Source organism: Agreia sp. Leaf210 (assembly GCF_001421485.1).
In the GTDB taxonomy this organism is placed as follows: Bacteria; Actinomycetota; Actinomycetes; order Actinomycetales; family Microbacteriaceae; genus Agreia.
This window is the reverse complement of the sequence record NZ_LMKK01000001.1, coordinates 367,091-391,582: the sequence shown is the minus strand read 5'-3', so window position 1 is coordinate 391,582 and position 24,492 is coordinate 367,091. Positions and strand designations below refer to the sequence as shown.

Annotated in this window: 22 protein-coding genes; 10 read left to right on the top strand and 12 right to left on the bottom strand. The window is 66.7% G+C overall.

Translation table 11 applies throughout. From position 1 onward, the window contains the following. Positions 1-22 precede the first annotated feature (22 nt). From ASE64_RS01875 to ASE64_RS01865, 3 genes are all read left to right on the top strand, one after another. Positions 23-295 carry a GlsB/YeaQ/YmgE family stress response membrane protein gene (locus ASE64_RS01875; protein WP_055775129.1) on the top strand — a complete coding sequence of 91 codons (273 nt, stop codon included), beginning with the start codon at positions 23-25 and terminating at the stop codon, positions 293-295. Between the two features lie 171 nt (positions 296-466). Further along, positions 467-1,357 (top strand): DUF4097 family beta strand repeat-containing protein, encoded by an 891-nt coding sequence (locus ASE64_RS01870; protein WP_082465831.1) that lies wholly within the window; start codon positions 467-469, stop codon positions 1,355-1,357. Continuing rightward, the gene (locus tag ASE64_RS01865; RefSeq protein WP_055775126.1) at positions 1,354-2,073 is read left to right on the top strand and encodes a PadR family transcriptional regulator; all 720 of its coding nucleotides are present in this window, start codon (positions 1,354-1,356) and stop codon (positions 2,071-2,073) included. The genes ASE64_RS01870 and ASE64_RS01865 overlap by 4 nt, the downstream gene beginning before the upstream one ends. Before the next feature lie 39 nt (positions 2,074-2,112). Here the strand turns inward: ASE64_RS01865 and ASE64_RS01860 are convergent, their stop codons facing one another. After that, a complete protein-coding gene (locus ASE64_RS01860) occupies positions 2,113-2,862 on the bottom strand; it encodes a TIGR00645 family protein (RefSeq protein WP_082465830.1) in 750 nt (249 codons plus the stop codon). 215 nt (positions 2,863-3,077) lie between these two features. Here ASE64_RS01860 and ASE64_RS01855 point away from each other — a divergent pair, with 215 nt between their 5' ends. The 7 genes from ASE64_RS01855 (at position 3,078) to ASE64_RS01825 (ending at position 10,631) form a co-directional block, all read left to right on the top strand. Then, positions 3,078-4,106, top strand: a complete 1,029-nt coding sequence (locus ASE64_RS01855; protein WP_055775123.1) for a TerC/Alx family metal homeostasis membrane protein — start codon at positions 3,078-3,080, stop codon at positions 4,104-4,106. A 195-nt stretch (positions 4,107-4,301) separates the two neighbouring features. Next, complete coding sequence (gene leuC / locus ASE64_RS01850; RefSeq protein WP_055775121.1) at positions 4,302-5,768, top strand: 3-isopropylmalate dehydratase large subunit; 1,467 nt, start codon at positions 4,302-4,304, stop codon at positions 5,766-5,768. After that, complete coding sequence (leuD, locus tag ASE64_RS01845) at positions 5,768-6,364, top strand: 3-isopropylmalate dehydratase small subunit (protein WP_055775117.1); 597 nt, start codon at positions 5,768-5,770, stop codon at positions 6,362-6,364. Before leuC ends, leuD begins: the two co-directional genes overlap by 1 nt. 24 nt (positions 6,365-6,388) lie before the next feature. Further along, positions 6,389-7,759, top strand: coding sequence for a UDP-N-acetylglucosamine 1-carboxyvinyltransferase (gene murA, locus ASE64_RS01840; protein ID WP_055775114.1), 1,371 nt, complete (start codon positions 6,389-6,391; stop codon positions 7,757-7,759). 2 nt (positions 7,760-7,761) lie between these two features. Further along, positions 7,762-8,502: a lysophospholipid acyltransferase family protein gene (locus tag ASE64_RS01835; protein WP_055775111.1), complete on the top strand. Its 741-nt coding sequence runs from the start codon at positions 7,762-7,764 to the stop codon at positions 8,500-8,502. Further along, positions 8,495-9,637 carry an NAD(P)H-dependent glycerol-3-phosphate dehydrogenase gene (locus tag ASE64_RS01830; RefSeq protein WP_055775108.1) on the top strand — a complete coding sequence of 381 codons (1,143 nt, stop codon included), beginning with the start codon at positions 8,495-8,497 and terminating at the stop codon, positions 9,635-9,637. The genes ASE64_RS01835 and ASE64_RS01830 overlap by 8 nt, the downstream gene beginning before the upstream one ends. Further along, a complete protein-coding gene (locus tag ASE64_RS01825) occupies positions 9,540-10,631 on the top strand; it encodes a D-alanine--D-alanine ligase family protein (RefSeq protein WP_055775105.1) in 1,092 nt (363 codons plus the stop codon). The genes ASE64_RS01830 and ASE64_RS01825 overlap by 98 nt, the downstream gene beginning before the upstream one ends. A gap of 57 nt (positions 10,632-10,688) precedes the next feature. On the opposite strand, the gene ASE64_RS01820 is transcribed toward ASE64_RS01825, so the two are convergent. The 11 genes from ASE64_RS01820 to corA form a co-directional block, all read right to left on the bottom strand. Then, the gene (locus tag ASE64_RS01820) at positions 10,689-11,618 is read right to left on the bottom strand and encodes an FHA domain-containing protein (protein ID WP_055775103.1); all 930 of its coding nucleotides are present in this window, start codon (positions 11,616-11,618) and stop codon (positions 10,689-10,691) included. Next, positions 11,615-12,895 (bottom strand): vWA domain-containing protein, encoded by a 1,281-nt coding sequence (locus ASE64_RS01815; protein ID WP_055775100.1) that lies wholly within the window; start codon positions 12,893-12,895, stop codon positions 11,615-11,617. The genes ASE64_RS01820 and ASE64_RS01815 overlap by 4 nt, the downstream gene beginning before the upstream one ends. A 25-nt stretch (positions 12,896-12,920) precedes the next feature. Continuing rightward, positions 12,921-14,168: a PP2C family serine/threonine-protein phosphatase gene (locus ASE64_RS01810; RefSeq protein ID WP_082465829.1), complete on the bottom strand. Its 1,248-nt coding sequence runs from the start codon at positions 14,166-14,168 to the stop codon at positions 12,921-12,923. After that, positions 14,165-16,486 carry a serine/threonine-protein kinase gene (locus ASE64_RS01805; RefSeq protein ID WP_055775097.1) on the bottom strand — a complete coding sequence of 774 codons (2,322 nt, stop codon included), beginning with the start codon at positions 16,484-16,486 and terminating at the stop codon, positions 14,165-14,167. Before ASE64_RS01805 ends, ASE64_RS01810 begins: the two co-directional genes overlap by 4 nt. Further along, a complete protein-coding gene (locus ASE64_RS01800) occupies positions 16,483-17,622 on the bottom strand; it encodes a hypothetical protein (RefSeq protein ID WP_055775094.1) in 1,140 nt (379 codons plus the stop codon). The genes ASE64_RS01805 and ASE64_RS01800 overlap by 4 nt, the downstream gene beginning before the upstream one ends. A 76-nt stretch (positions 17,623-17,698) precedes the next feature. Beyond that, entirely contained in the window at positions 17,699-18,691 is a 993-nt protein-coding gene (locus ASE64_RS01795) for a glutamate ABC transporter substrate-binding protein (protein WP_055775091.1), read from the bottom strand. Beyond that, on the bottom strand, positions 18,688-20,019 hold the full coding sequence (locus ASE64_RS01790; RefSeq protein ID WP_055775087.1) for a hypothetical protein: 1,332 nt from the start codon (positions 20,017-20,019) through the stop codon (positions 18,688-18,690). The genes ASE64_RS01795 and ASE64_RS01790 overlap by 4 nt, the downstream gene beginning before the upstream one ends. Further along, the gene (locus tag ASE64_RS01785) at positions 20,016-21,656 is read right to left on the bottom strand and encodes an AAA family ATPase (protein WP_055775084.1); all 1,641 of its coding nucleotides are present in this window, start codon (positions 21,654-21,656) and stop codon (positions 20,016-20,018) included. The genes ASE64_RS01790 and ASE64_RS01785 overlap by 4 nt, the downstream gene beginning before the upstream one ends. A gap of 11 nt (positions 21,657-21,667) precedes the next feature. After that, complete coding sequence (locus tag ASE64_RS01780) at positions 21,668-22,186, bottom strand: hypothetical protein (RefSeq protein WP_055775081.1); 519 nt, start codon at positions 22,184-22,186, stop codon at positions 21,668-21,670. A 25-nt stretch (positions 22,187-22,211) separates the two neighbouring features. Beyond that, positions 22,212-23,423, bottom strand: a complete 1,212-nt coding sequence (locus ASE64_RS01775; protein WP_055777276.1) for a toxic anion resistance protein — start codon at positions 23,421-23,423, stop codon at positions 22,212-22,214. A gap of 87 nt (positions 23,424-23,510) precedes the next feature. Further along, entirely contained in the window at positions 23,511-24,488 is a 978-nt protein-coding gene (gene corA, locus ASE64_RS01770) for a magnesium/cobalt transporter CorA (protein ID WP_055775076.1), read from the bottom strand. Between the last annotated feature and the right edge of the window lie 4 nt (positions 24,489-24,492).

The window sequence follows — 24,492 nt, the reverse complement described above, 5'->3', positions numbered from 1 at the left end:
ACAGCGCATTGGAGAGACAGTCATGAGCTTTCTCGGTTTTCTTCTTCTCGGTCTCATCGCCGGAGCCATCGCCAAGGCGATCCTCCCGGGCAAGCAGGGCGGCGGATGGGTTGTAACCCTCATCCTCGGTGTTGTGGGTGCCCTTGTCGGCGGCTGGATCGGTGGAGCGGTCTTCGGCGTCGGCTACGACGGATTCTTCAGCATCGAGTCGTGGCTCATCGCCATCGTCGGCTCGATCGTCGTTCTTCTGATCTACGGCCTCATCGTGGGTCGCGGAAGCCGCAGCCGCGCATAACGCGCCACACAACGTTCGAAGCGCCCCGACCCCTTGTGGGTCGGGGCGCTTCGTCGTTAACACGACCAGGGGCATCCAAGTCGAGATATAACTTGACTTGATCTTCTATCGCGATATATCTTGATGTCACCCAACACGATATATCGCGTTACAGACACCAAGGAGATATTCATGGCCATCGAGAAGTGGGTCGTCACCGGCCCCAAGGTCATCGACCTCGAACTCGTTCGCTCCGTCAAGATCAGCCTCATCGGCGGCAAGATCGATGTCATCGCCCACGACGAGCCCGGCGCTCGCGTCGAGGTGCACTCGGTCTCGGGCAAAGACCTGAAGGTCTCGATCGACGGCGATGTGCTCGAGATCGACCACCCGCAGCTGCGCTGGGACAACTTCATCGACGTCTTCAAGTCGTTCAAGGGCACCGCTAAGGCCGACATCAGCATCATGATTCCGCGCGACTCGAAGCTGAAGTTCGGCGTCGTCAACGCCGGTGCGCTCATCTCCGGTCTGCGCACCGACGCTCGCATCAACTCGGTCTCGGGCGACATCGTGATCGACGACATCGTCGGCGACCTCGACATCAACACCGTCAACGGAGAGATCTCGGTCAGTGACCAGCAGGGTGTGCTGAACGCGCACACCGTCACGGGTGACATCACCGTCACCGGGGCGCTGCGCAAGTTCTCGGCAGACGGAGTCTCGGGCGCCGTGTTCCTCGATCTCACGGGCGTTCCCGAGGAGATCAGCAACAACACCGTGAGCGGAGACCTCACCATTCGACTCGATCAAGAGACCGCGGCACGCTTCACGCTCAACAGCGTCAGCGGCACGCTGCAGGTCGACTCGACCACGACGCGAGGAACGCGCGGACGCGGGTTCAACCACACCGCGGGAACACTCGACGGCAAGTGGGTCGAGGTTCGGGCCAACTCGGTCTCGGGCGACATCACCTCGGTGCGACGCGCGACGGTGGGAGCCTCCACGGCTCCGACCACCGGTGTCTACGACGCCCCCGTCTCCGACGCCGCCCCGTTCGATGCTCCGGAGGGGGAATCCCTGTGACCCCCGTCTTCGGCCACGGCCACCTCCGGCTCTACCTGCTCAAGCTGCTCGACGAGTCGCCCAAGCACGGCTACGAATTGATCCAGGCGCTCAGCGAACGCTTCGGCGGCACCTACGCGCCCAGCGCGGGCACGATCTACCCGCGACTCGCGAAGCTCGAAGACGAGGGTCTCGTCACGAAGACCGCCGACGGTCGCAAGACCGTCTACGAGATCACCGAGGCGGGGCGCGCCGAGCTCGACGCACGCGAGAGCGAACTCACGTCGATCGAGAACGACCTTACCGATAGTGTGCGTCGCCTAGCCGACGAGGTGCGCTCCGGAGTGGGCGAGGCCATGAAGAGCCTGCGTGCCGACCTGGCATCCGCAGCTCGACAGGCGCGCGAGGCGACCGACGCCACGAGTCAGTCGTACTCGTCGTGGTTCGCGTTCGATCCCACGCAGGATGCGCCCACCCGGGACGCGAAGAGCGACACCCTCGATGGTGACGAGACCCGTGCGACGGATGAGACGCCGGCGACCGCCGAGGCGTCACGAGATGCGAGTCGAGACGAGATCCGCGACGTCGACATCGCGCTGGCCGAGTTCCGCCAGTCCGTGCGCACCGCGCTCCGGGCGAGCGGTGCCCGCGGCCCCGTGCCGACCGGAACCGCGGCCGCCTTCGCTCGACGTCTCGACGAGGTGCGCGCATCCCTGCTCGCCGATCTGGGCAAGTAGCCATCTGAAACGGCCGTCGACGGCAGGTTCGTCGGGTAGCTAGCGCTGCTCGACGAACTTGCCGTCGATGATGTAGCCCGACACCGCGACAGCTCCCTGGGGAACCGGGGAAGAATCGATCGGATCGACGACCTGGTCGGACGGCTTGTGCGTGAGGCTCCGAGCCGACGCGCCGTGGTTCTGCGACATTCGGTCGATCACGGCCAGGGCGATCGCCGACAGGATGAAGACGGTGTGGATGATGACCTGCCAGAACACGCCGTCGCCCGTGTAGACGTCGCCGGTGAGGCTCTCCTCTTCGTTGTTGCTGCCCGGGGCTCCGAGGTCGCCCACCTCGATGAACGTCTTCAGCAGGTGGATCGACGAGATGCCGATGATGGCCATGGCGAGCTTGACCTTGAGCACGTTCGCGTTGACGTGCGAGAGCCACTCGGGCTGGTCGGGATGCCCCTCAATATCGATCTTCGAGACGAATGTCTCGTAGCCGCCGATGATGACCATGATCAGCAGGTTGGCGATCATGACCACGTCGATCAGTCCGAGCACCGAGAGCATGATGACCGACTCCTCGATGTGCAGAGGGTCTTTCAGTACGGTCTCGATGAGGTGCACGAGTTCGATGACGAAGACCACGACGTAGACGAGCTGCGCGATGATCAGTCCGAGATACAGCGGGGCCTGCAGCCAGCGGCTGAAGAAGATCAGGTACCCCACCGATTTGACCCACGCTGTCTGCGGTCGGTACTGGCGCTGGGACGGTACGGCGGTGGTCTGCGGTCTGCTGGCCAAGGGGTCTCCTGAAAGTCGGTCTCGGCGGAATCATAGCGTCAGGATCCTGTAACATCGCCTGCAGAAGGGGAGTATCCCACCTTCATCGCAGTCGTCAGTACGATCCCCATCGCCGCGGGTCCGTTGCGGTGGCGTGACCGACAGGTTCGAGTTCGCGCGGGAGAGACTTTCGGTCGCTCGGCGTACCCGCCATCCCGAAAGGTCTCATCCCTCACATGCCCGAAGCTCTGAACCTGCCCATCTGGTTCGAAATCTCGTCGCTCGTCATCCTGACACTGATCCTCGTCGTCGACCTGCTGCTGGTGCTCAAGCGTCCGCACATTCCCTCGGCCAAGGAATCGACGCTGTGGGTCGTGTTCTACATCGGTCTCGCGCTGGTGTTCGCGCTGCTGATGCTGATCTTCGCCGACGGTGAGCACGCCGGACAGTTCCTCGCCGGGTGGCTCACGGAGTACAGCCTCTCGATCGACAACCTCTTCGTCTTCATCATCATCATGGCGCGGTTCAAGGTGCCCAAGCACCTGCAGCAGGAGGCGCTGATGGTGGGCATCCTCATCGCCCTCGTTCTGCGCGGCATCTTCATTCTGCTCGGCGCCCAGCTCATCGAGAACTTCAGCTGGATCTTCTACCTCTTCGGTGCCTTCCTCCTCTACACGGCCTGGCAGCAGGCGTTCTCCAAGCACGACGACGCCGATGCCGGCGAGAGTCGACTGATCCGCTTCCTGCGTCGCCACATCAGCATCTCGAACGATTTCGACGGGGCGAAGGTGCGCACCCGCGTCGACGGCAAGAAGATCTTCACCCCGATGCTCATCGTCTTCATCGCGCTCGGCTCCACCGATCTGCTGTTCGCCCTCGACTCGATCCCGGCCATTTTCGGCATCACGACGAGCCCGTTCATCGTCTTCACCGCCAACGTCTTCGCGCTGATGGGCCTGCGTCAACTGTTCTTCCTGCTGGGTGGTCTGCTCGAGAAGCTGGTCTACCTGCACTACGGAATCGCGTTCATCCTGGCGTTCATCGGGTTCAAGCTCGTGTCGCACGCGCTGCACGAGAACGAGCTGCCGTTCATCAACGGCGGTCAGCACATCGAGTGGGCGCCCGACATCTCGACCTGGACCTCTCTGATCGTCATCATCGGGTCGATGGCCGTGGCCACGATCGCGAGTCTCATTGCGATGCGACGCGAGAGCGTGTCGTCGACCAAGCTCGAGGACGCTCCGACCGACGCCGACAAGCGCTAGCCCGCTATAGGCGGTGCACCGGGCCGCCGAGACCGGTCGGGAATGCCCGGGAGGACCGCGGGTGTTACCCTTGACGGATGCTGTCTGGTCGACTCCTTCTTGGTTGCCGCGACGAGTCCTCGTTCTAAGGCCTCACCTCGTCGCGGAGTGTGTCATGGGCTCTCGCAAGCAGATTCATAAGAGAAGGCATCACTAATGACGATTTCAGATTCGCCGGCGCGTCGCGGCAAGACCCTCGCCGAAAAGGTGTGGGAAGACCACCTCGTGGTCGAGGGAGAGAACGGCACCCCCGACCTCATCTACATCGACCTCCACCTGGTGCACGAGGTAACGAGTCCTCAGGCCTTCGACGGCCTCCGGGTCGCGGGTCGGCCCGTCCGACGTCCTGATCTCACGATCGCGACCGAAGACCACAACACCCCGACGGCGGCGATCGACAAGCCCATCGCCGACCTCACCAGCCGCACGCAGATCGAGACGCTGCGTCGCAATGCCAAGGAATTCGGCATCCGGCTGCACTCGCTCGGCGACGTCGAGCAGGGGATCGTACATGTGGTGGGCCCGCAGCTCGGCCTCACCATGCCGGGCATCACGGTGGTGTGCGGCGATTCGCACACGAGCACGCACGGCGCATTCGGTGCGATGGCGTTCGGCATCGGCACCAGCGAGGTCGAGCACGTCATGGCCACGCAGACGCTCCCGCTCAAGGCTTTCAAGACCATGGCCATCACCGTCGAGGGCGAACTGCGCCCGGGTGTGACCGCCAAAGACATCATCCTCGCCGTCATCGCCAAGATCTCGACGGGAGGCGGCCAGGGCTACGTGCTCGAGTACCGCGGCTCCGCTATTCGCTCGCTCTCGATGGAGGGCCGCATGACGATCTGCAACATGTCGATCGAGGCCGGTGCTCGCGCTGGCATGGTCGCCCCCGACGAGACCACCTTCGACTACCTCAAGGGAAGGCCGCACGCGCCCGAGGGCGACGACTGGGACGCTGCCGTCGAATACTGGAAGACGCTGCGCTCCGACGACGACGCCGTCTTCGATGCCGAGGTGTTCCTCGATGCGAACGAGCTCGAGCCGTTCGTCACCTGGGGAACCAACCCCGGCCAGGGTGTCTCCCTCTCGCAGCCCGTGCCCGACCCCTCGGTGATCATCGACCCCAACGAGCGCGCCGCGGCAGAGCGTGCGCTCGAGTACATGGCTCTCGAAGCGGGAACCCCGATGAAGGACATCGCGGTCGACACCGTCTTCATCGGCTCGTGCACCAACTCGCGCATCGAAGATCTCCGCGCAGCCGCCGACATCATCCGGGGCCGCACCAAGGCCGAGAACGTGCGCGTCATGGTCGTGCCTGGATCCGCTCGCGTTCGCATCGAAGCCGAGGCCGAGGGGCTCGACAAGGTGTTCAAGGACTTCGGCGCCGACTGGCGCTTCGCCGGCTGCTCGATGTGTCTCGGAATGAACCCCGACCAGCTCGAACCCGGAGAGCGTTGCGCGTCGACCTCGAATCGCAACTTCGAAGGTCGCCAGGGCAAGGGCGGTCGCACGCACCTCGTCTCGCCCCTCGTCGCTGCTGCCACGGCGGTGCGTGGAACCCTGTCGAGTCCATGGGATCTCGCCGTCGACGACGCCCGGCTCGTGAACGCAGGAGGCAAGTAATGGAAAAGGTTTCTGTCATCACCGGCGTCGCCGTGCCGCTCGAGCGATCGAACATCGACACCGACCAGATCATCCCCGCCGTGTTCCTCAAGCGCGTCACCAAGACCGGCTTCGAAGACGCGCTGTTCTACGGCTGGCGTCAAGACCCCGAGTTCGTGCTCAACAGAGAACCCTTCAGGTCGGGCTCCGTTCTCGTCGCCGGGCCCGACTTCGGAACCGGCTCCTCGCGCGAGCACGCCGTCTGGGCGCTGCGCGACTACGGGTTCAAGGCGGTGCTCAGTGCTCGGTTCGGCGACATCTTCCGAGGCAACTCGGGCAAGCAGGGGCTGCTTGCGGCCCAGCTCGCTGAAGCAGACATCGAGAAGATCTGGGCGCTGATCGACGCGCAGCCAGGGCTCGAGGTCACGGTCGATCTTCCAGCCAAGACGGTGACCGCGGGGGCGCTCACCGTGCCCTTCGAGATCGATGACTACACTCGGTGGAGGCTTCTCGAAGGCCTCGACGACATCGGGCTCACCCTGCGCGACGAAGCGCGAATCACGGAGTTCGAGGGCCGCCGCGAGAGCTGGCGCCCGAAGACTCTTCCCGTTAAATAAGAGCAGTACAGGCGGTTATATCTAGTGAATTCCCTCGTTCAGGATGCGCAGAAGGCGGCACGCAGAGTGGGTCTACCCAGCGACACGATCATCATCAACGGCGGTCGTCCGCTTCGAGGCACGATCGACGTGCGTGGGGCCAAGAATCTGGTCACCAAGGCCATGGTCGCCTCTCTGCTCGGCGATACCAAGAGCATCCTGCGCGATGTGCCCGACATCTCCGACGTCAGCGTCGTCGCCAGCCTGCTCGAGGCCCACGGTGTGACGATCTCGGGAAGCGCCGAGACCGGCATCCTGATCTTCGACCCGTCGAACGTCGCCAGCGCGAACAGCGCCGAGATCGACGCCCTCTCCGGGTCGAGCCGCATCCCGATCCTGTTCTGCGGCCCGCTGCTGCACCGTCTGGGCCACGCCTTCATCCCCGACCTCGGCGGATGCCGCATCGGCGACCGTCCCATCGACTTCCACCTCGACGCGCTGCGTCAGTTCGGCGCGATCGTCGACAAGCTGCCCAGCGGAATCGACATCTCGGCGCCCAACGGCCTGCACGGAGCGAACATCGAGTTCGCCTACCCGAGCGTCGGCGCCACCGAACAGGTGCTGTTGACGGCCGTTCGAGTGAAGGGCACCACGGAGCTCAAGAACGCGGCGATCGAGCCCGAGATCATGGATCTCATCGCCGTGCTGCAGAAGATGGGCGCGATCATCTCGGTCGAGCCCAACCGCGTCATCCTCATCGAGGGCGTCGACAGCCTCAAGGGCTACGACCACCGGGCGCTGTTCGATCGCAACGAGGCAGCCAGCTGGGCCTCGGCCGCGCTGGCCACGGGCGGCGACATCACCTGCAAGGGCGCCAAGCAGCAGGACATGATGACGTTCCTCAACGTCTTCCGCAAGATCGGTGGCGCGTTCGACATCGAGGAAGACGGCATCCGCTTCTACCACCCCGGCGGCGACCTCAAGCCCGTGACCATCGAGACCGATGTGCACCCCGGCTTCATGACCGACTGGCAGCAGCCGCTCATCATCGCGCTGACGCAGGCGATCGGCACCTCGGTCGTTCACGAGACCGTCTACGAAGACCGCTTCGGGTTCACGGATGCGCTGGTCGAGATGGGCGCGAACATCCAGGTGCACAAGAACGGGCTCGAGGGCGGGGAACGGCGCGTTCCGCGTCGCCCGCTCGAGCAGGCCGCGGTGATCACCGGACCCACCAAGCTGCACGGAAGCGAGATCGTCGTTCCCGACCTGCGCGGCGGCTTCAGCCACCTCATCGCCGCATTGACGGCGAACGGCCGGTCGACCGTGAGCAACGTCGGGCTCATCGGCCGAGGCTATGGGGACTTCGTGGCCAAGCTCGAGAAGCTCGGAGCTGACTTCTCCTTCGAGGTTTAGCGGTGGCGAACCAGGCGGCCGAGAAGACCGTCGGATTCCGCGTTCTCGCGGCCGTGCTGGTGCCCTTCTTGTCGAGCATCGCGAAAATCGAGTTCACAGACCCGCAGAAGCTTCCCCCAAAGGGCGCGTTCGTGCTGTCGCCGAATCACTACAGCAACATCGATCCGGTGATCATGGGCTGGTCGATCTGGAAGCTCGGCAGAGCGCCGCGATTCTTGGCGAAGGCCTCGCTGTTCAAGGTTCCTGTCGTGGGGGCGGTGCTTCGCGGCACGGGCCAGATTCCCGTGGAGCGTGCCGGTTCGATTCGAGGCAGCGAGCCGTTGAAGGCCGCCAACGAGCTGGTCGACAAGGGCAACGCCGTGATCATCTACCCGGAGGGCACGCTAACCCGTGACCCGCAGATCTGGCCGATGAGAGGCAAGACCGGAGCGGTGCGGATGGCGCTCGAGCAGAACCTGCCGCTGATACCGGCGGCGCACTGGGGTACCCAGGCCGTCATGGCCCGGTACTCGAACAAGATCAGCCTCTTTCCGCGCAAGACCATCAAGGTGGCATTCGGAGACCCCGTCGACCTCACCGAGTTCCGGGGCAAGCCGATCAACTCGGCACTGCTGACCGCGGCGACCGAGCTGGTCATGGCCGACATCACCGCTCTCCTCGAACGGCTACGAGGCGAGACGGCGCCGGTCGAACGGTGGAATCCCGCAGCGCACAACCAGAAGGAGACCGGACGTTTTGAGTAGGACCAGGCCCGTCTCAGTCGTTCCGCCCCGCCGTCGCGTCACCGTGCTCGGGGCAGGAAGCTGGGGAACGACCTTCGCGAAGATCCTCGCAGACGGTGGAAGCGACGTCACTTTATGGGCGCGACGCCCCGAACTGGCCCGCGAGATCAGCGAGGCCAAGCGCAACAGCGACTACCTGCCCGGCATCAACCTTCCGCTTTCCGTCACGGCGACCTCCAGCCTCGCCGAGGCCCTCGTGGGCGCAGAGATGGTCTTCGTCTCGATTCCGAGCCAGAGCCTGCGAGACAACCTCGCCGCGATCAAGCCGCTGCTCCCGCCGGACGCCCTGGTGATCAGCCTCATGAAGGGCGTCGAGAAGAAGTCCGGCCTGCGCATGAGCGAGGTGATCGAGCTGGGACTCGAGATCGACCGCGATCGCATCGCCGTCGCATCCGGCCCGAACCTGGCGCTCGAGATCGCGAAAGAGCAGCCCACGGCCGCCGTCATCTCGTCGCAGAGCCTCGAGACCGCCCAGCGTGTCGCGATGGTGGCGAGCAACCGATACTTCCGTTCCTTCGTGAACGTCGACGTCATCGGCACGGAGTTCGGCGGCGTGCTCAAGAACCTCATCGCCGTGGCCATCGGCATCGTCGACGGTGTGGGCTACGGAGAGAACACGAAGGCGTCGATCATCACACGGGGCCTGGCCGAAATGACCGACTTCGCTGTGGCGTACGGGGCGCAGGCCGATACGCTCGCGGGCCTCGCGGGTCTGGGCGACCTCATCGCCACGAGCAGCTCGTCGCTGTCGCGCAACAACACGGCGGGTCGACTGCTCGGCCAGGGCTACAGCTTCGCCGACGTCGTGAAGAGCATGCAGCAGACGGCGGAGGGCCTCGCCTCTGTCGCACCGATCCTCGAACTTGCCTCTGCCAAAGGCGTGGACATGCCCATCGTCAAGCAGGTCAGCGAGGTGCTGGCCGGTACGCTGAATCCTCGGGACATAGCTCCCCACCTGACGACGGACTCCGACGAGCCGCAGGGCGAAAGGACAATCGATGGCCGGAAAAACAGTGGTGGCTCTGCTTTTTGGAGGCCGTTCAAGCGAGCACTCGATCAGCTGCGCGACGGCGGGCGGAGTTCTTCACGCGATTGACCGCGAGCGGTTCGATGTCATTCCGATCGGCATCACCGGCGAGGGATCGTTCGTTCTCGAAGACGACGACCCGGCCAAGTTCGCGATCGACGCCGACGCCATGCCCCGTGTGCTCGACAACGGCACGCGCATGCGCTGGCCAGACAAGGCGGGCGACCGCACGCTGACAGTCGAACTCGCCGACGGCACCACACGAAGCCTCGGCGAGGTGGATGTCGTCTTTCCGATTCTGCACGGACGTTTCGGTGAAGACGGCACGGTGCAGGGCATGCTCGAGCTCCTCGGGCTGCCCTTCGTGGGGTCGGGCGTTCTCGCCTCGGCGCTCGGCATGGACAAGCACTTCACCAAGACGGTTCTGCTGCAGGCCGGCATCGAGGTCGCTCCGTGGAACACGGTCACGGCCCGGCAGTGGGCTCAATCGCCCACCCTCGTCGCCGAACGCGCTTCCTCGCTCGGACTGCCGGCGTTCGTGAAGCCCGCTCGCGCCGGCTCGTCTGTCGGAGTGAGTCGCATCACCGATTGGTCGCAACTGGCCGAGGCTATGGAGGTCGCCCTCGCCGAGGACGACAAAGTCCTCATCGAAGAGGGAATCGTGGGCCGCGAGGTCGAGTGCGGCGTTCTCGAGGGCCGCGACGGCGCACCCACCCGGGTATCGGTGGCGGGCGAGGTCGTCATGACCGACAGAGCGTTCTACGACTTCGACGCGAAGTACCTCGACGCCCCCGGCATCGAGCTGGTGTGCCCCGCGCCGATGAGCGACGATCAGCTCGCCACCATGCAGAGCATCGCGGCCACCGCATTCGAGTCCATCGGCGGAGCCGGGCTCGCCCGCGTCGATTTCTTTCTCACCGATAACGGGTTCGTCGTGAACGAGCTCAACACGATGCCCGGCTTCACACCGATCTCGATGTTCCCGGCCTGCTGGATCGCGTCGGGGCTGAGCTACCCGCAGCTCATCGACGAACTGATCGACCTGGCACTGCAGGAACGCTGAGCCGTTCGTTCCCTGAGCCTGTCGCAGGCCCCCTTCGACGGGCTCAGGAAACGGTACCTACGCTTCGCCGGGCAGCGCCTTTCGAATGACGAGTCGCGTCCACGCGCCCACGAAGATGCGGTCGCCGTCGTGCACCTCACGGCGTTGCCCCGGCTGGATCGGAACGCTCGGCAGCTCCTCGCCGGCGGCACCCACGAAGGTGCCATTCGACGACTGGAGGTCTTCGACCCACCAGCGCTGTCCATCGGTGTTGAGCTGGCAGTGCCGTCTCGAAACGCCGCTGTCGGTGCCGCACTCGATCTGCGGGTGGATATCCCGAGATACCGAGGTGCGGCCCACCAGCAGGCTGCTCTGCTTGAGCACGACGATCTCGGGCAGTCCCCCGGAGGGGAGCGGGTCGTCGGACTTCTGCGCGGCGTACCACTCGGGATCGACCCAGACCTCGGCGACCCATGCGCTGTCGCCCTCGATCGTCGAGACGGCGGGCGGGGATGCGACGGGACCCGTTTCTGCCTCCGGTTCCGCTGCCGCCGGTTCCGAGGCCTCAGCCGCTCCTGCAGGCTCGACCGTCGGCTGGCCCTCGATGGCGGGCGCCTCGACGTAACCGGGATCGCCGGCGGCCTCGTGCTTGCCGAGATCGCCCTCCTCGATGTCGAGACTCGACACCGGTGCGACGACCGGCACGACGGCGGGAGCGTTCGGCACGGGGGCCGGCGCGGTCAGCGGAGCACCGAATCCCAGACCATCGGGATCGGGCTCGGGAAGCGACCCTGTCGTGAAGTCGTATCCGCAGTTCTCGCAGAACAGCGCATCCGGCAGGTTGGGGAACGAGCAGTTCGGGCACGTGATCGGCTCACTCGAACCCGAGACGGTGGGCATCGCCATCGTCGGGGTCGGTGCGACAGGCGCGGCGGCCACCATCGGCGTTCCGCACACGTCGCAGTAGTCGGTCGAGGCCGACGAGTGTCCGTTGGGGCACAGGGTCATTTGCGCACCCGCGTCGTCTTCGTCGATGCGGTATCGAGCGCCATCTCGTCGAGCTTCGCCACGTCACGACGAAGCCGCACGGTGCCTTCGTTCGCGTCGTCGATCTCGACGACCTTTCGGAGCTTCGCGGTCGCCTCGTCGTTGCCTGTCTCGGCGGCGAGCTGAACCGCGCGACCCAGTTTCACGGTGGCGGTCGCGGCATCGCCGGCGGCCTTGGCCGCAAGGCCGTCCTGGATGGCCGAGGCGAGCTCGGTCTGGCCCGTGTAGTGCGCCACGGCCGGGTCGATCCGCGCCGTGAGGGCGTCGTCGTTCGACCAGCGCGCCTTCACGAGACCGGATGCGACGACCTCGTCGCGCACGGTCAGCTGCACGCGGGCCGCGAGCTGCTCGGAGCCCACGGGCTTCGAGGCGACCCGGACGGCGACGTGGTAGTCGCGCGACTCATCACCCCACGATCCCGTGGGGTACGAGCCCGTGAGCGGGTTGACCATGGTCTTGCGGGTGGTGAGGTCTTCGACGGTGGGGGCGACCTGTCGCACGAACAACACCTCGGACCCCTGCGGAGCCCAGACGCGCAGCTCGGCCGACGCCACGCCTCGGCCCATCGACTGCTTGATGATGCTCTCGAAGTCGGCGGCCATGTCGGCGGGCTTGGCGATGAGATCGACGGTGCCGAGCAGAGCGGTGGCGATCTGGCGCAACTCGTCGACCTGCCAGCGTGAACCGACGCCGCGGGCGTCGCACTGGAAGACGCCGGTGGCGTTGTAGATGGCCTGGCTCAGCGCCTGTGCCGACTCGTGCTCGTTCTTGCCGTCGGTGAGAAGGATCGCGTGACGCTGGGTGGCCTGCGGTGTGGCCTGGAAGAGTTCACGAGCGAGCGTGAGCCACGTGCCCATAGCGGTGCCGCCGGAGGGCTGGAACGAGGCGACGGCCTGCTTGGCCGCGGCGCGGGCGCCCGGCTCCATCTGCACCATGGGAAGTCGGGCGTTCGGATACGGGAACGCTCGAGCCGCTGTATCGGTTCCGGAGATGACGGCGAACCAGGTGCCGTCGAGGATCTGGTCGATCGCCACCGCGGCCGCGTGCTTGGCAGCGCCGAGATTCTCGCCGGTCATCGACCCTGACGTGTCGACGATGATGATCTCGCCGGCAGCCATGCCCTGCCCCTGCCCCGCCTGGCCCGCGCCCGAGACCGTGACCGTCACGATGGCGTGAACGTCTGTGGCCCCGTCTGAGAGGAATTCATTCTGAAAAACGCTGGCGGTGAACTCTGCCATGGGGGACTCCTCTATCTGTCATAGATCAGGCCGGCTGGGCCGGTGTAGGTACAACGCTATCGAATCGAGCGAGCGCGGCGGTGATGTTGTCTTGGCCGCCCTGCTCATTGGCCCAGTCGACGAGAGACGACGAGACCTGAACGGGGTTGCTTCCCACCATTCCCACGACCCTGTGCACGAGCTCGGCGAGGTCGTCCGCGTCGGAGCAGTAGTTCCAGAGCCCATCCGAGCAGACCAGAATCCATCCGGCTCCCGTGGGATAGGTCGGCACGACGTGGGGGGCCTCGTCGGGAGAGTCGGCGCCGAGCCAGCGCGTGATGGAGTGCGCCTGCGGGGCGCTCTCCGCCTGCTGGCGCGACATGCCGTGGGCCATCATCTCTTGTGACCACGAGTCGTCGGTGGTCAGCTGTCGGGACTTGCCGCTGTCCGCGATCCAATAGACCCGGCTGTCTCCGACGCCTCCGACCACGACGAGGGGGCCGTCGATGACCGCTGCGGCGAAGGTGCACGACGGCGGATTCGTTCTCGCCGCGAGCTCGCCGATCGCCTCGTAGATCGCGGCGCTCGCCCTTTCGCCGGCCTCGAGCATCCGGGCAGACCATCGGGCCTGCGCAAGTTCGTCGCTGGTGCCTTCTGCCAGGTCGGTCGATCGCCCGGCCGCGAGATGGGCGGTCGCAGCGCGAGCAGCGGCGAGGCTCGCCTTGTCGGAGCCCGGAGTCGACGAGACCCCGTCGCACACGACCAAGACGGCGAACTCGCCGGCCTGCGGGTCTGCGGCCAGGGCCATGGCATCTTCGTTGATCTCGTGCCGGATGCCGCGGTCGCACACTCCGCCGACCCAGGCCGCGGGCGCTTCCTGCCAGTGGTCGCGTTCGCTCTGAGCGGGCTTGCCGCAGAGTTCGCAATAGCCGTCGTCGGCGATGCTGCCTCCGCAATAGACGCAGGCGCGCCGTGGTGCCGACGTCGACGAGGTGACCTGGTCTGGTTCGACCCCGGCTTCAGCCTCGCTGGCATCGGGGCCGGAGCTCACCTCGACGAGCTCGCCGAGTTGGGTGCCGCACTCCTCGCAGAACTTCGCGTCGGGATCGTTCACCGTGCCGCACGCGGGGCACAGGATCGGCACCGCCGGAGCGGCCTCGACCACGGGTTCCGCGGCAGGCGCCGCGTCAGGTTCAGGGTCAGGCTCTACGACGGCTTCGATGACGGGCTCTGCTACGGGGTCCACGGGGTCCACGGGGTCCACGGCGTCGCCGTGCAGCTGTGCGTCGCTCATGACAGGGTCCACCGTCGAACGCGGTTGGCCTCGTCGACCAGGTGCACGCGCTCCGCCTGGTTCTCAGTGAGACCCGCCAATTCGCGATACGCGCGCTCGAGACCGTCGCGGAGCGGTCCCTCCTGGGCGGGGATGCCTCCGACCACCGCATCGGTGGATGGCCCGGAATCACGCACCACGGCCAGGGCAGACGCCAGGACGCTGGCGGTGAGCTCGACTCGCGACCTCGAGTCGATCGACACCGTGGCGACGCTGTCGAGCGCGGCGGCCAGCGAGGCGAGTCCACGCTTCGAGGTCGCCAGCAGCTCCGCGCGTCGACGACGGGCGTCGACGTACGAGCTGCGGGTCGGGGTGACGAGGTCGAGCGCTGTCAGCGCGCCGTCGAGGTCGCCTCGCTGCTCGCGGATGCGGGCGAGGCCGAAGGCGGCCGCAGCGGTGTAGTTCGCGTCGGAACGTGCGCAGATGATGTAGAGGCTCTCGGCGATCTCGGGCTCGCCGCTCGCCTCGCAGGCCGCGGCAAGGGCGAGCTTCGGGGCGAGCTCGCCGGGCACCTGACCGTAGACGGTGTTGAACGACGCGCGGGCGCTGCGGGCGTCTCCCTTCGCGAGTTCGGCGAGACCGGCGACCCAGACGGCACGCCACTCCCATGGATCGTCGGTGAGGATCTCGCTCATCACGGCGTCGACGGCCTGGAAATTGCCCGACTCGATGGCCGCACGGGCACGCGCGAGACGGATCTCGACCGTGACGTTCGGGGCGGACTCGAGGGCGATCAGGCGCGCGGCCGGGTCTTCCATGTTCACGCCGGCAAGCCAGCTGCGCGCGGGGTCGGACTCATCGACCTTGAGACCGGGCAGGGCGTCCCAGGGCAGCGGTCGGTCGACGACATCGGCGACGGGCGCCTCGAAGAGAACGGATGCCGCGGAGTGCAGCGCGGGGTGACCCGGCCCACGGTCGGTGGCCACGACCTCGCGCAGCACACCCAGCAGCTGCGCGCGCAGCTCGTCGACCGACGCGAAACGGTCTGACGGGTCGAAGGCGCAGGCCTTGGCGAGCAGCCGATAGAACGAGTCGTACGTCTGGAACACGGGCGTGTCCGCCACATCGGGCAGCGACGACACGAAGGTCGTCTGATTGCCGCGGAAGTCGAGGACGAGCGTGGCGAGGGTGCGGCCGATCGTGTAGATGTCGGCGGCGACCGACGGCCCCACATCGGGGACCTCTGGTGCCTGGAATCCGACCGTTCCGAAGATGGCCGAAGTCTGGTCGTCGATGCGGCGCACGCCACCCAGGTCGATCAGCTTCACCGTGTCGCCGACCTGGATCATATTGTCGGGCTTGAAGTCGCAGAACAGCAGATTGATGTCGTGCAGGTACTGGAAGGCGGGCAGGATCTCGAGCACGTAGGCGAGGGCCTGGTCGACCGGCAGCGGGTCGACGACGCCGTTGTTCGCCTTCATGCGCTCTTTGAGGATCACCTTGAGCGACGGACCGCCCACGTACTCCATCACGATGTAGCCGGCGCCGTTGAACATCACGAAGTTGTAGATCTCGACGATCAGCGGATGCTCGACCTCGGCGAGGAACTGGCGTTCCGTGATCGCCGCGGCATAGGCATCCGGATCGCCCGAGTTGAGCAGACCCTTCAGAACCACCCAGCGGCCCGAGACGTTCTGGTCACGGGCGAGGTAGATCCATCCGAGGCCACCGAACGCGAGGCATCCGACGACCTCGTACTGGCTGCCCACGACGTCGCCCGGCTTGAGCTGCGGGGTGAAGGAGAAGGGCGTGCGGCAGTTCGGGCAGAATCCTTCGGTGCGACCGGGCTTGTCGTCGCGACCGCGGCCCACGGGCTTGCCGCAGTTCGAGCAGAATCGCTTCGCCTCCGGCAGCTCGGCGACGGCCATGACCGCTTTCAGCGGATCTGCGGGCGGCTCGGTGGGAACCGTCGTGAGCCCGGCGCCGAGGCGTGGGCCGCGGAGGCGCGTGGAGGTGGTTCCGAATCGGCGGGTGGCCTTCGAGCCGGTCGCCGCGGTGCGCGCCGATCCGAGGGCCGCCGTGGCGAGTCGCGCCGACGAGGTGCGGCCGGTGCGGGTCGATCCGGCCTGCGCGAAGTCGGGGTCGGCCCCGGCGCCGGTCTGCGGTCCGGCCGAGAACCCGGTGCCGAGCTTGGCCGAGGGCGATGCCGCGGCGGCCGTGCCGGTGCCCGAAGCGGGGGGAAGTGGGCTGGGCGCAGCGGGAGAACCGCAGACGTTGCAGTAACCGTCTTCGATCACGCCCGTGCAGCCGGGCTGCTGGCAGTGCTGGACATCGGTCATGACGTGTAGCGTCCTTCCTGACCTTGACGCGGCGAGGATGCCGGCGGCAGGTCACGGGTGAGAAATTGGTATTGCTCGACGTAGAAGCGGGCGAGGCGCAGGTCGCACGGAGTGGTGTCGACGGCCTCTTTGGCCTCGATGTAACCGGCGGCGACCGTGGGCGACGCGGAACGGCCGGAGCTCTCGGCCTTCGCGTGGTAGCCCGACAGGCGGTAGCGCAACTCGGCGCGCTCGCGGAGTTGACCGGCGTACGCGTCTTCGACCGCCTCGAAGGCGCGGTTCACCAGGGCGAGGCGCGCGGTCCAGGCGTCGAGGGCGGCACGCGTCTGCGGCACCGGTCCGAGCTTCGACACGTCGGGAATCGCCAGGCGAGGCGGGTCGACGATCTCGCGGCGGCACCGGTCGGCCAGGGCCCGCAGCACCGGCTCGCGTCGCTCTGCGGCCGCGGCGTCGTCTGCGGCCTTGCGCGCATCCCTGGCCAGGTCGCGCTTCTGAGAACTGGCGACGATGAGGTCGCGTTCGAGATGCGCCGAATCCTGCACCAGCTGGCCGAGCGGGCCGGTCACATCGGCGCCTCGGCCCGCCTTCTCGGCGAGGGTCTCGAGCCGGTTGCGCAGGGTCGAGACCCGCTGTGCGCTGTCGGGGTCGGATGCGGCCAGGTCGCGCGACCGCTCGAGTTCAGCGCGCAGGCCGACGATGCGCGCGGTGGTGCCGGCCGCGCGCGGGTCGAGGCTGAGTCGAGTGGTCAGCTGCGAGACGAGAGCGTCGGCGAGTCTGACGGCCTCGACGAGCGAGACGAGTTCTGCCCCGCCTCCGGAGTCCAACCGGCCCCAGATCAGCTGCGACATCTTCTGCCTGGCGACGGTGTCGACGCGGCCCGAGTCCCAGACGCTTTCGAGGCTCTCACGGCGTTTTCGCGTGGCCTCCCACAGCGTCTCGGCGAGAACGATGTCGGAGGTGTAGGAATCGGGCTCCTGCGATGCGAGGGCCGCGGCCCCGAGGCGATCGAGCTCTTTTCGTTGCCGGTCGACCCACTCGCCGAGGCCGGTGAGGTATTTCAGCAGCTCACCCGGGTCGATCGCCTCTCCGAGGCGCCCGGGAGCGACTGGCGTGCTTCCGCTGGCGGTCATCGTCATCGCTGCTCCTCTCGGCGGATCGAAGTTGGGGGTGTCAGGTGCTTCAGGTGCTCTGCGCTACGCGTCAGAGTCCGTGTCAACGCCCGTAGACGGGCACGGGCGGAGCCGGCGCCGGGCCCAGCACGCTGAGCCACTTCGTGTAGAGGCTCGTCCACGTTCCGTCACTGCGCATGCGGTCGAGCACACCGTTCACGAACTGCACGAGCTCGACCTTGTCGGCCGGCATTCCCAGGCCATAGGGCTCGGCGCTGATCGGCTCGCCCACGACCTTGGCGTACGGGTCTTGCGCGGCGAATCCGGCGAGGATCGTGTCGTCGCCGGTGATGGCATCCACCTTGCCCTGCTGGAACAGTACGAGGCACTCGGTGTGTGTCGCGGCCGAGACGGCCTCGACATTGGGGAACTCGTCTTGAAGCCGTGTGAGCGTGGTCGTGCTGGCGGGGGCGCAGACCTTCTTGCCGCTGAGGGCGTCGATCGACGTCGCGTCGGAGTCGGCTCCGACGAGAACCTTCTGGCCAGCGTCGTAGTACTCCGTCGAAAACGCGATGGTCTCCCAGCGGGCGCAGTTGATGGTCATGGTGCGCGCAACGATGTCGACCTGCGTCTTGCCATCGGCGCCGGGGGTCAGCACGTCGAGGCGCTGGGCCGACGTGATGACCTTGAACTGCAACCTGTTCGGATCGCCGAAGATCGCCCGAGAGATCTCATGCAGGACGTCGATGTCGAAGCCCTCAATCTGGCCCGTGAGCGGGCTGCGGGAGCCCATGAGCAGCGTGTCGGCGGAGACGCCGACCCGGAGCACGCCCTGGGCGCGGATGGCGTCGACCGCGCCACCCGCGGGAATCGAGTCGGGCGAGATGGGGGAGTACGACGGCTGCACTTCGCCCTCGACGTTCTTGCAGGTCGACGCGGGCGCCGGGTTGCTCGGTGCACTCTCGGTGGGCGTCGGGGTGGGAGTGAGACCGAGGTCGTCGCTTCCCGATCGCGGCGCGCAGGCGGTGAGCGCAAGGATGCCGATCAGCGTCGCGATGATCGCGATGCGGCCCGTACGTGAACGGATGGCGCTCATCGGTACTCCTTGAGTCGAAGGGAGACGCCGCGCCAGGAGAGCACGGCGGCGGCGAGGCCGGCCACGAGGAAGAGCCAGCCGAGGAGCGCTGACTGAGTGCCGCCCGCGTCGAGCGCGTTCTTCGTCGTGGCGGCACTCGAGGCGATGTCGTCTTGTGCCGCGGTGCTGAACGCGGTGAAGGCCGCGTTGGCGCTGCCGGGCTCCTGGCTGATCGCCTGCGCGACCGCGCCGTCCCAGTCACCCGCGTCGTCGAGCTTGCGAATCTCTGCGTGCTTCTCGACCCACGAGTCGAAGCCGTTGCTGAGATCGTCGCTGATGAGGTAGTTCTTGCCGCTCGAGTCGAGACGTGTCTGAGCGTCGGCGATGGCCGTCTGCACGTCGGCCTCGAGAGTCTGCCCTGAGCCGCGCTTGATGAGCGTGAAGCTCTCGAGCGACTTGGCCTCGGTGGCCGAGGTGTACGCCTGAGAGAGGGCGAGGGTCTTGGCGTAGGAGTTCTGCCTGGCCTCGATGGCTGCCCCCGTGGTGTTCGAGAAGGTGACCACACCGATGACGCCGACGATGAGCATGGCGACGGCGGCGATCAGCAGTGGCCAGTTGAGGTAGCGGTGAGAGCGCCGCGTGATCCAGAGGTGTACCCAGATCAGAGCGATCAGGGCCGCGAGGGCGATGATCAGCCAGACCAGCGACACGGTCGAGGCGGTGAAGCTGCCCGCCGCCCGGTCGGCGCTCGCGAGAACCAGGGCTTCGAGCTGCGGAAGGGTGCTGTCGTTCAGCAGGGCGGAGGCCTGCGACAGGTAAGCGGCGCCGACGGGAAAGCCCTGACGGTTGTTCGCGCGCGCCTGCTCGATGAGGCCGGTGTAGATGGCGACCTCGGCGTTGACCTTGGCGAAGTCGGTGTCTCCGGCCTTGTCGTCGGCGGCGAGGAGGGTGATCTCGCGGGTGGCGTCGTCGATCGCGGTGTCGTACTCGGCTCGCTGATCGGCGGGCTCCAAGCCACCGACGAGGAACGCGTTGGCGGCGATCGCGTCGGCACGCACCAGATCGTTGCGCACGGACTGGATGCCGATCAGCTGGGCGGCCTCGGCACTCGCGTCGGCCGTGGACCTGGCCTGCGACGACCCCGTCTGAAAGCCGGCGGCTCCGAACGCCAGACTGGCGAGCACGGAGACGGCGAGCAGCAGGCGGAGGGTGGCGGGAGTGGAGCGCGTCTTCTTCGCGGGCGCGGGGGCCGGTGCGCTCTGAGCCTGCACGGCCGTCGTCGACGCGGCGTTCGGCCGCGGGGATGCCTGGGGTACCGGCGGCGGGGGCGCGGCTGCGGTCGTGCTCATTCGGTGTCCTTCGACGTTGTCGGTTCTGCGGGATCGTCTGAGGGGTGATCTGCGGTGGGCGCGGCATCGGACGACTCGGCTTCGAGCGCGCTCGCCTGATCAGTCTGCGGCACGTCGACCAGGATCGGCGAGTCGATCGTCTCGTCGTCGGTGCCCCGCACCTCGCCGTCGTTCGAGTCGTTGAGATCGTCGGCCAGCAGCAGGCGCAGGTCGTCGAGCGTCGGCTCCGTGACGTCGCGCAGGCGCCAGGCGTGCCGTGCGATCGCCTTGTCGAGCAGATTGCGGGCGTAGCGACCGTTGCCGAAACCCTCGTCTCGGGGTTCGATCGACACGATCTGTTCGAACCGCTCGAGCGCCTCGGGCGTCGGCTCGAAGTCGGACGATTCGGCCAGGCGCACGAAGATGTCGCGCAGCTCGGTGTCGGTGTAGTCCTGGAACGTGATGGAGGTCGAGAACCGGCTGGCGAGCCCGGGGTTCGTCTCCATGAATCCGCGCATCGGCTCGGGATAGCCGGCCACGATCACCACGAGGTCGTCGCGGTGATCCTCCATGTCTTTCACGATGGTCGTGATGGCCTCGGCGCCGTACTGGTCGAGCGCCAGCCCGTAGGCCTCGTCGATGAAGAGAACGCCGCCGATGGCCCCGGCCACGACCTCGCTCGTCTTGGTCGCCGTCTGCCCGAGATAGCCGCCCACGAGTTCGGAGCGGTCGACCTCGACGAGATGGCCCTTGGACAGGATGCCGAGGGCCGCGTAGATGCCGGCGACGAGACGGGCCACGGTGGTCTTGCCCGTGCCCGGGTTGCCGAGAAAGACGAGGTGCCTTGTGAGCGTCGGAGTGGTGAGCCCCGCGGCCGTTCGCAGCTGGTCGACGCGCAGCAGCTGCGTCTGCCGGTGGATCTCTCTCTTGACCCTGTCGAGTCCGATCAGGCTGTCGAGCTCGGCGAGTAGCTCTTCGACGCTCTTCTTCGGCTTCTCTTCGTCTTGGGCCGCGACCGGCGCGTCGGCGGGAGCGGGCTGCTCGGCAGTCGGAGCATCCGGTTGCGGTTCGGACGGGGTGAGGCCGGCTTTGCGGGCGAGCTCGGCCATGGTGGCATCGCCCGGCCGTGCGAAGTCGGGCTGCTGAACATCGAAGTGGTCGGCGCTGAGCTGCTGGCCGACCGGGGGAACCGCAGACAGCGTCGTCGAGGGGAACAGGGTGGCCTCGGTGCGCGAGAGCGGAGGAAGAGAAGGAGCCTGCCGTGCACCCGCGAGTTGGGCGGCTGCGGTGGCAGACGCCGCACCGAGAACGCCGATCGAGGGCTCGCCCAGTTCGCTTGCGGCCGCGACGACACCGGTGAGCGCCTTCGCATAGTCGCCGGCGTGCTGCGGAGAGTCGGCGGCCAGTCTGCTCAGCAGGTCGGTGGGCGACGCACGCCAGCGCCTCGCGCTCGACGCGGCTTCGAAGAACTCGTCTGTGCTGCCCGCGCCGGTCTGATCGACCCATTGAACGGATGCGCCGATGGCGGACTCGGCGACGGCGGCGGCGATGCGCACGCCCTCGTCTCGGGCGGCGGCGGAATCGAGGCCGGCAGTCTGCGCCGCCGCGACGAGGGCGTCGAGAGCCTGGCGCAGCTCGTGCGGATCAGAGGGTGTCATGGTGTCTTCGCTCAGCTCAGGGGTTCGGACGGGAGGGTCAGGCTCGATGAGGGCTGGAACTTCTCCGCGAGGAACTGGCCGTGCGCGACGAGAGCGGCGGCGTCGGCGCGAGACACGGCATCCGAGATCTTGTCGAGCGTCGCGCCCAGCAGGTCGAGCTGGTCGCACAGGAGCATGAGCGAGGTCTTGCCCTTGTAGACGGCCCGCCGGTCGGCGAAATCGCGGGGGAGCCGGAGGTAGCCGCCGACGGCCTCGGGCAGATAGCTTGTGGCGGTCGAGACGACGGTGTGCGCTTGCGCACTGCCGCCGCCGAGCTGATCGAGCCGCGGAACCATCACGGCCACGGTGTTCGCGATGCGGTTGATGCGCGCGATGACGATGGGCGGCACCTTGCCGGTCGTGTCTGCCTGCACATCGGCGATCGACGACAGGATGTCGGCGCTGGTCGGAGCCGGTGGCAGCTCGAACTCGTATTCGCGCTCAGCAGTTCGCCCCGTCACCGAGTCGCGGAGGTTCTGCCAAAAGCCCATTGCGTGACGTGCTCGACCCGTCGACTCAGCGCTTGTCGAGGTCGAGCGTGCTCGCGACCTCGGTCGTCTCGCTGCGGCGCGCGCGCTCGATGTAGGGCTTGGCCTTCTCTGTCTCGGTCTCGAGAACTCCGATGGTCTGAGCCATGCTGTCGAGTGCCTGCACCTTGAACTCCGAGATCGAGTCCATGGTCGCGTAGATGTTGGCGAAGGCGGCCTGGAGCTGCGGCAGACCCACGGTGGCCGATGCAGCTTGCGACTGGATCGACGCGGACTGATCGGCCAGCATCTTCGAGGTGGCCTCGATCATGTTCGAGGTGGTGGTGTTCAACGCGGTGATCTGATCGAGCACGAGCTTCTGGTTGGCCAGGGCCTGCGCCACGATCACGGCCGTGCGGAGCGCCGAGACGGTGGTGGTGGTCGCCCGGTCGACGCCCTTGATGAGCTCGAGGTTGTTCTTGATGATCACGTCGATGGCCAGGTAGCCCTGGATCGACACGGCGAGCTGGGTCAGCAGATCCTGGTGTTTCTGGCGCACGTAGAAGAGCACGTCTTCGCGCAGCGCCTTCGCCTTGTCGGGGTCGGTGCTGTCGAACTCGGCGATCTTGGCCGAGAGCTTCACATCGAGGCGCTCGGCGACGTAGATGTACTCGTTGAGCCGCTGCATCGTCTCCCAGAGGTGCTGCTTCTCGAGGTTCAGCGCGGCGTTGTCTTTGCGCAGTTCGTCTTGGCCGTCGTAGAGCGCCTTGATGATGGCGTTCAGGTGAGACTGCGCGCTCTCGTACTTGCGGAAGTAGTCGGCGATCTTGCGGCCGAAAGGAATGAAGCCGAGGATCTTGCGCTCGATGCTCTGCTCGCTGGGGTCGAGGTCTTCGACGGTGCGGCGCAGTTCGAGAAGCGTGGAACCGATCTTCGAGCTCTCGGAGAGGCCACCCGACTGGAGGGCCTTCACCGGCGTCGCGAGAAGCCTGTTCGACGAGTCCGCCGCCTGGCGGATGTCGACGTCGCCCATGGTGCGCACGTCGTTCGCCTTGGCGGCGAAGGCGGGAGAGCGCGTGTCGGTGCTGACCAGAGTGTCGAGATAGGTGTCGACCTTGGCATCGAGACCGGGCAGCGCCGCGGGATCGACCTTCGGTGCCATCGCGGGCGCGGAGGTGGCCGCGACCGGAGCTACGGGCTGGGGTGCGGTCAGCGTGAGAACGCTGTCGGAAGGGGCCTGCAGGGGAGCGGCGTCGGTCATCATGTCCTCACAACGGGGGCGGAGCCTTCAGAGTTCAACGGAATCGCTTCACTATATCGTCTAGCCCGCCGTGCCCTCCGGCCCTTGTCAGAGCCATCCCTTGCGTCGGAACACGCTGTAGAGCACTCCGCCCATGGCGACCATGGCCGCGACGGCGAGCGGGTAGCCGAAGGTCCAGTGCAGCTCGGGCATGTTGTCGAAGTTCATGCCGTAGATGGTTCCGACGAGGGTCGGGGCGAACAGGATGGCGGCCCACGACGAGATCTTCTTGACCTGGTCGTTCTGGTCTTGACCCACGAGGGTGAGGTGTGTGGTGAGCGCGTTTTCGAGCAGTGCGCGATAGGCGTCGATCCGGTCGACGATGCGGTGCGTGTGATCGAGCACGTCGCGAAAGCCGCGCGCCACCTCGATATCGACCGCGTGGTCGCCGACGTGTTGCTTGAGTTCGCCGACGACATCGAGTAGTGGATGGGTGGCCCTCTGGAACATCATGACCTCGCGGGAGAGCTCGTAGATGCGGCGGGAGAGCTCGGTGGCGCCCCCTTCGAAGAGTTCGTCTTCGATCTCGTCGATGTCGTTCTCGAGCCCGAGGGCCACCGGCGCGTAGTCGTCGACGACACGGTCGAGAACGGCGTACAGCACCGCTTGCGGACCTCTCGCGAGCAGATCCGGCGCGGCCTCGAGACGTTCTCGAACGACGTTGAGATCCGGCCGCGCGGCCCGGCGAACCGTCACCACGAAGGTGCTGCCGACGAACAGATGCACCTCGCCGAACTCCACCTTCTCGATGTCGTCGCGGTAGAAAGCGGGTCGCAGCACGACGAATTGGGTGTCTCCATAGCGCTCCAGCTTCGCCCGCTGGTGACCGGCCAGGGCGTCTTCGATGGCCAGAGGGTGCAGCTCGAACTCGTCGGCGACGGCCTGCAGCTCTTCGGGGCTCGGCCGGTCGAGATCGATCCACGCGAAGCCGCGACGCTCGGTGAGCAGCTCGAACGTCTCGTCGAGGGTCTCCGGGTTGTCGGTGCGCACCCCGTCGACGTAGATGGCGTTGTCGATCACGGTCATGGGG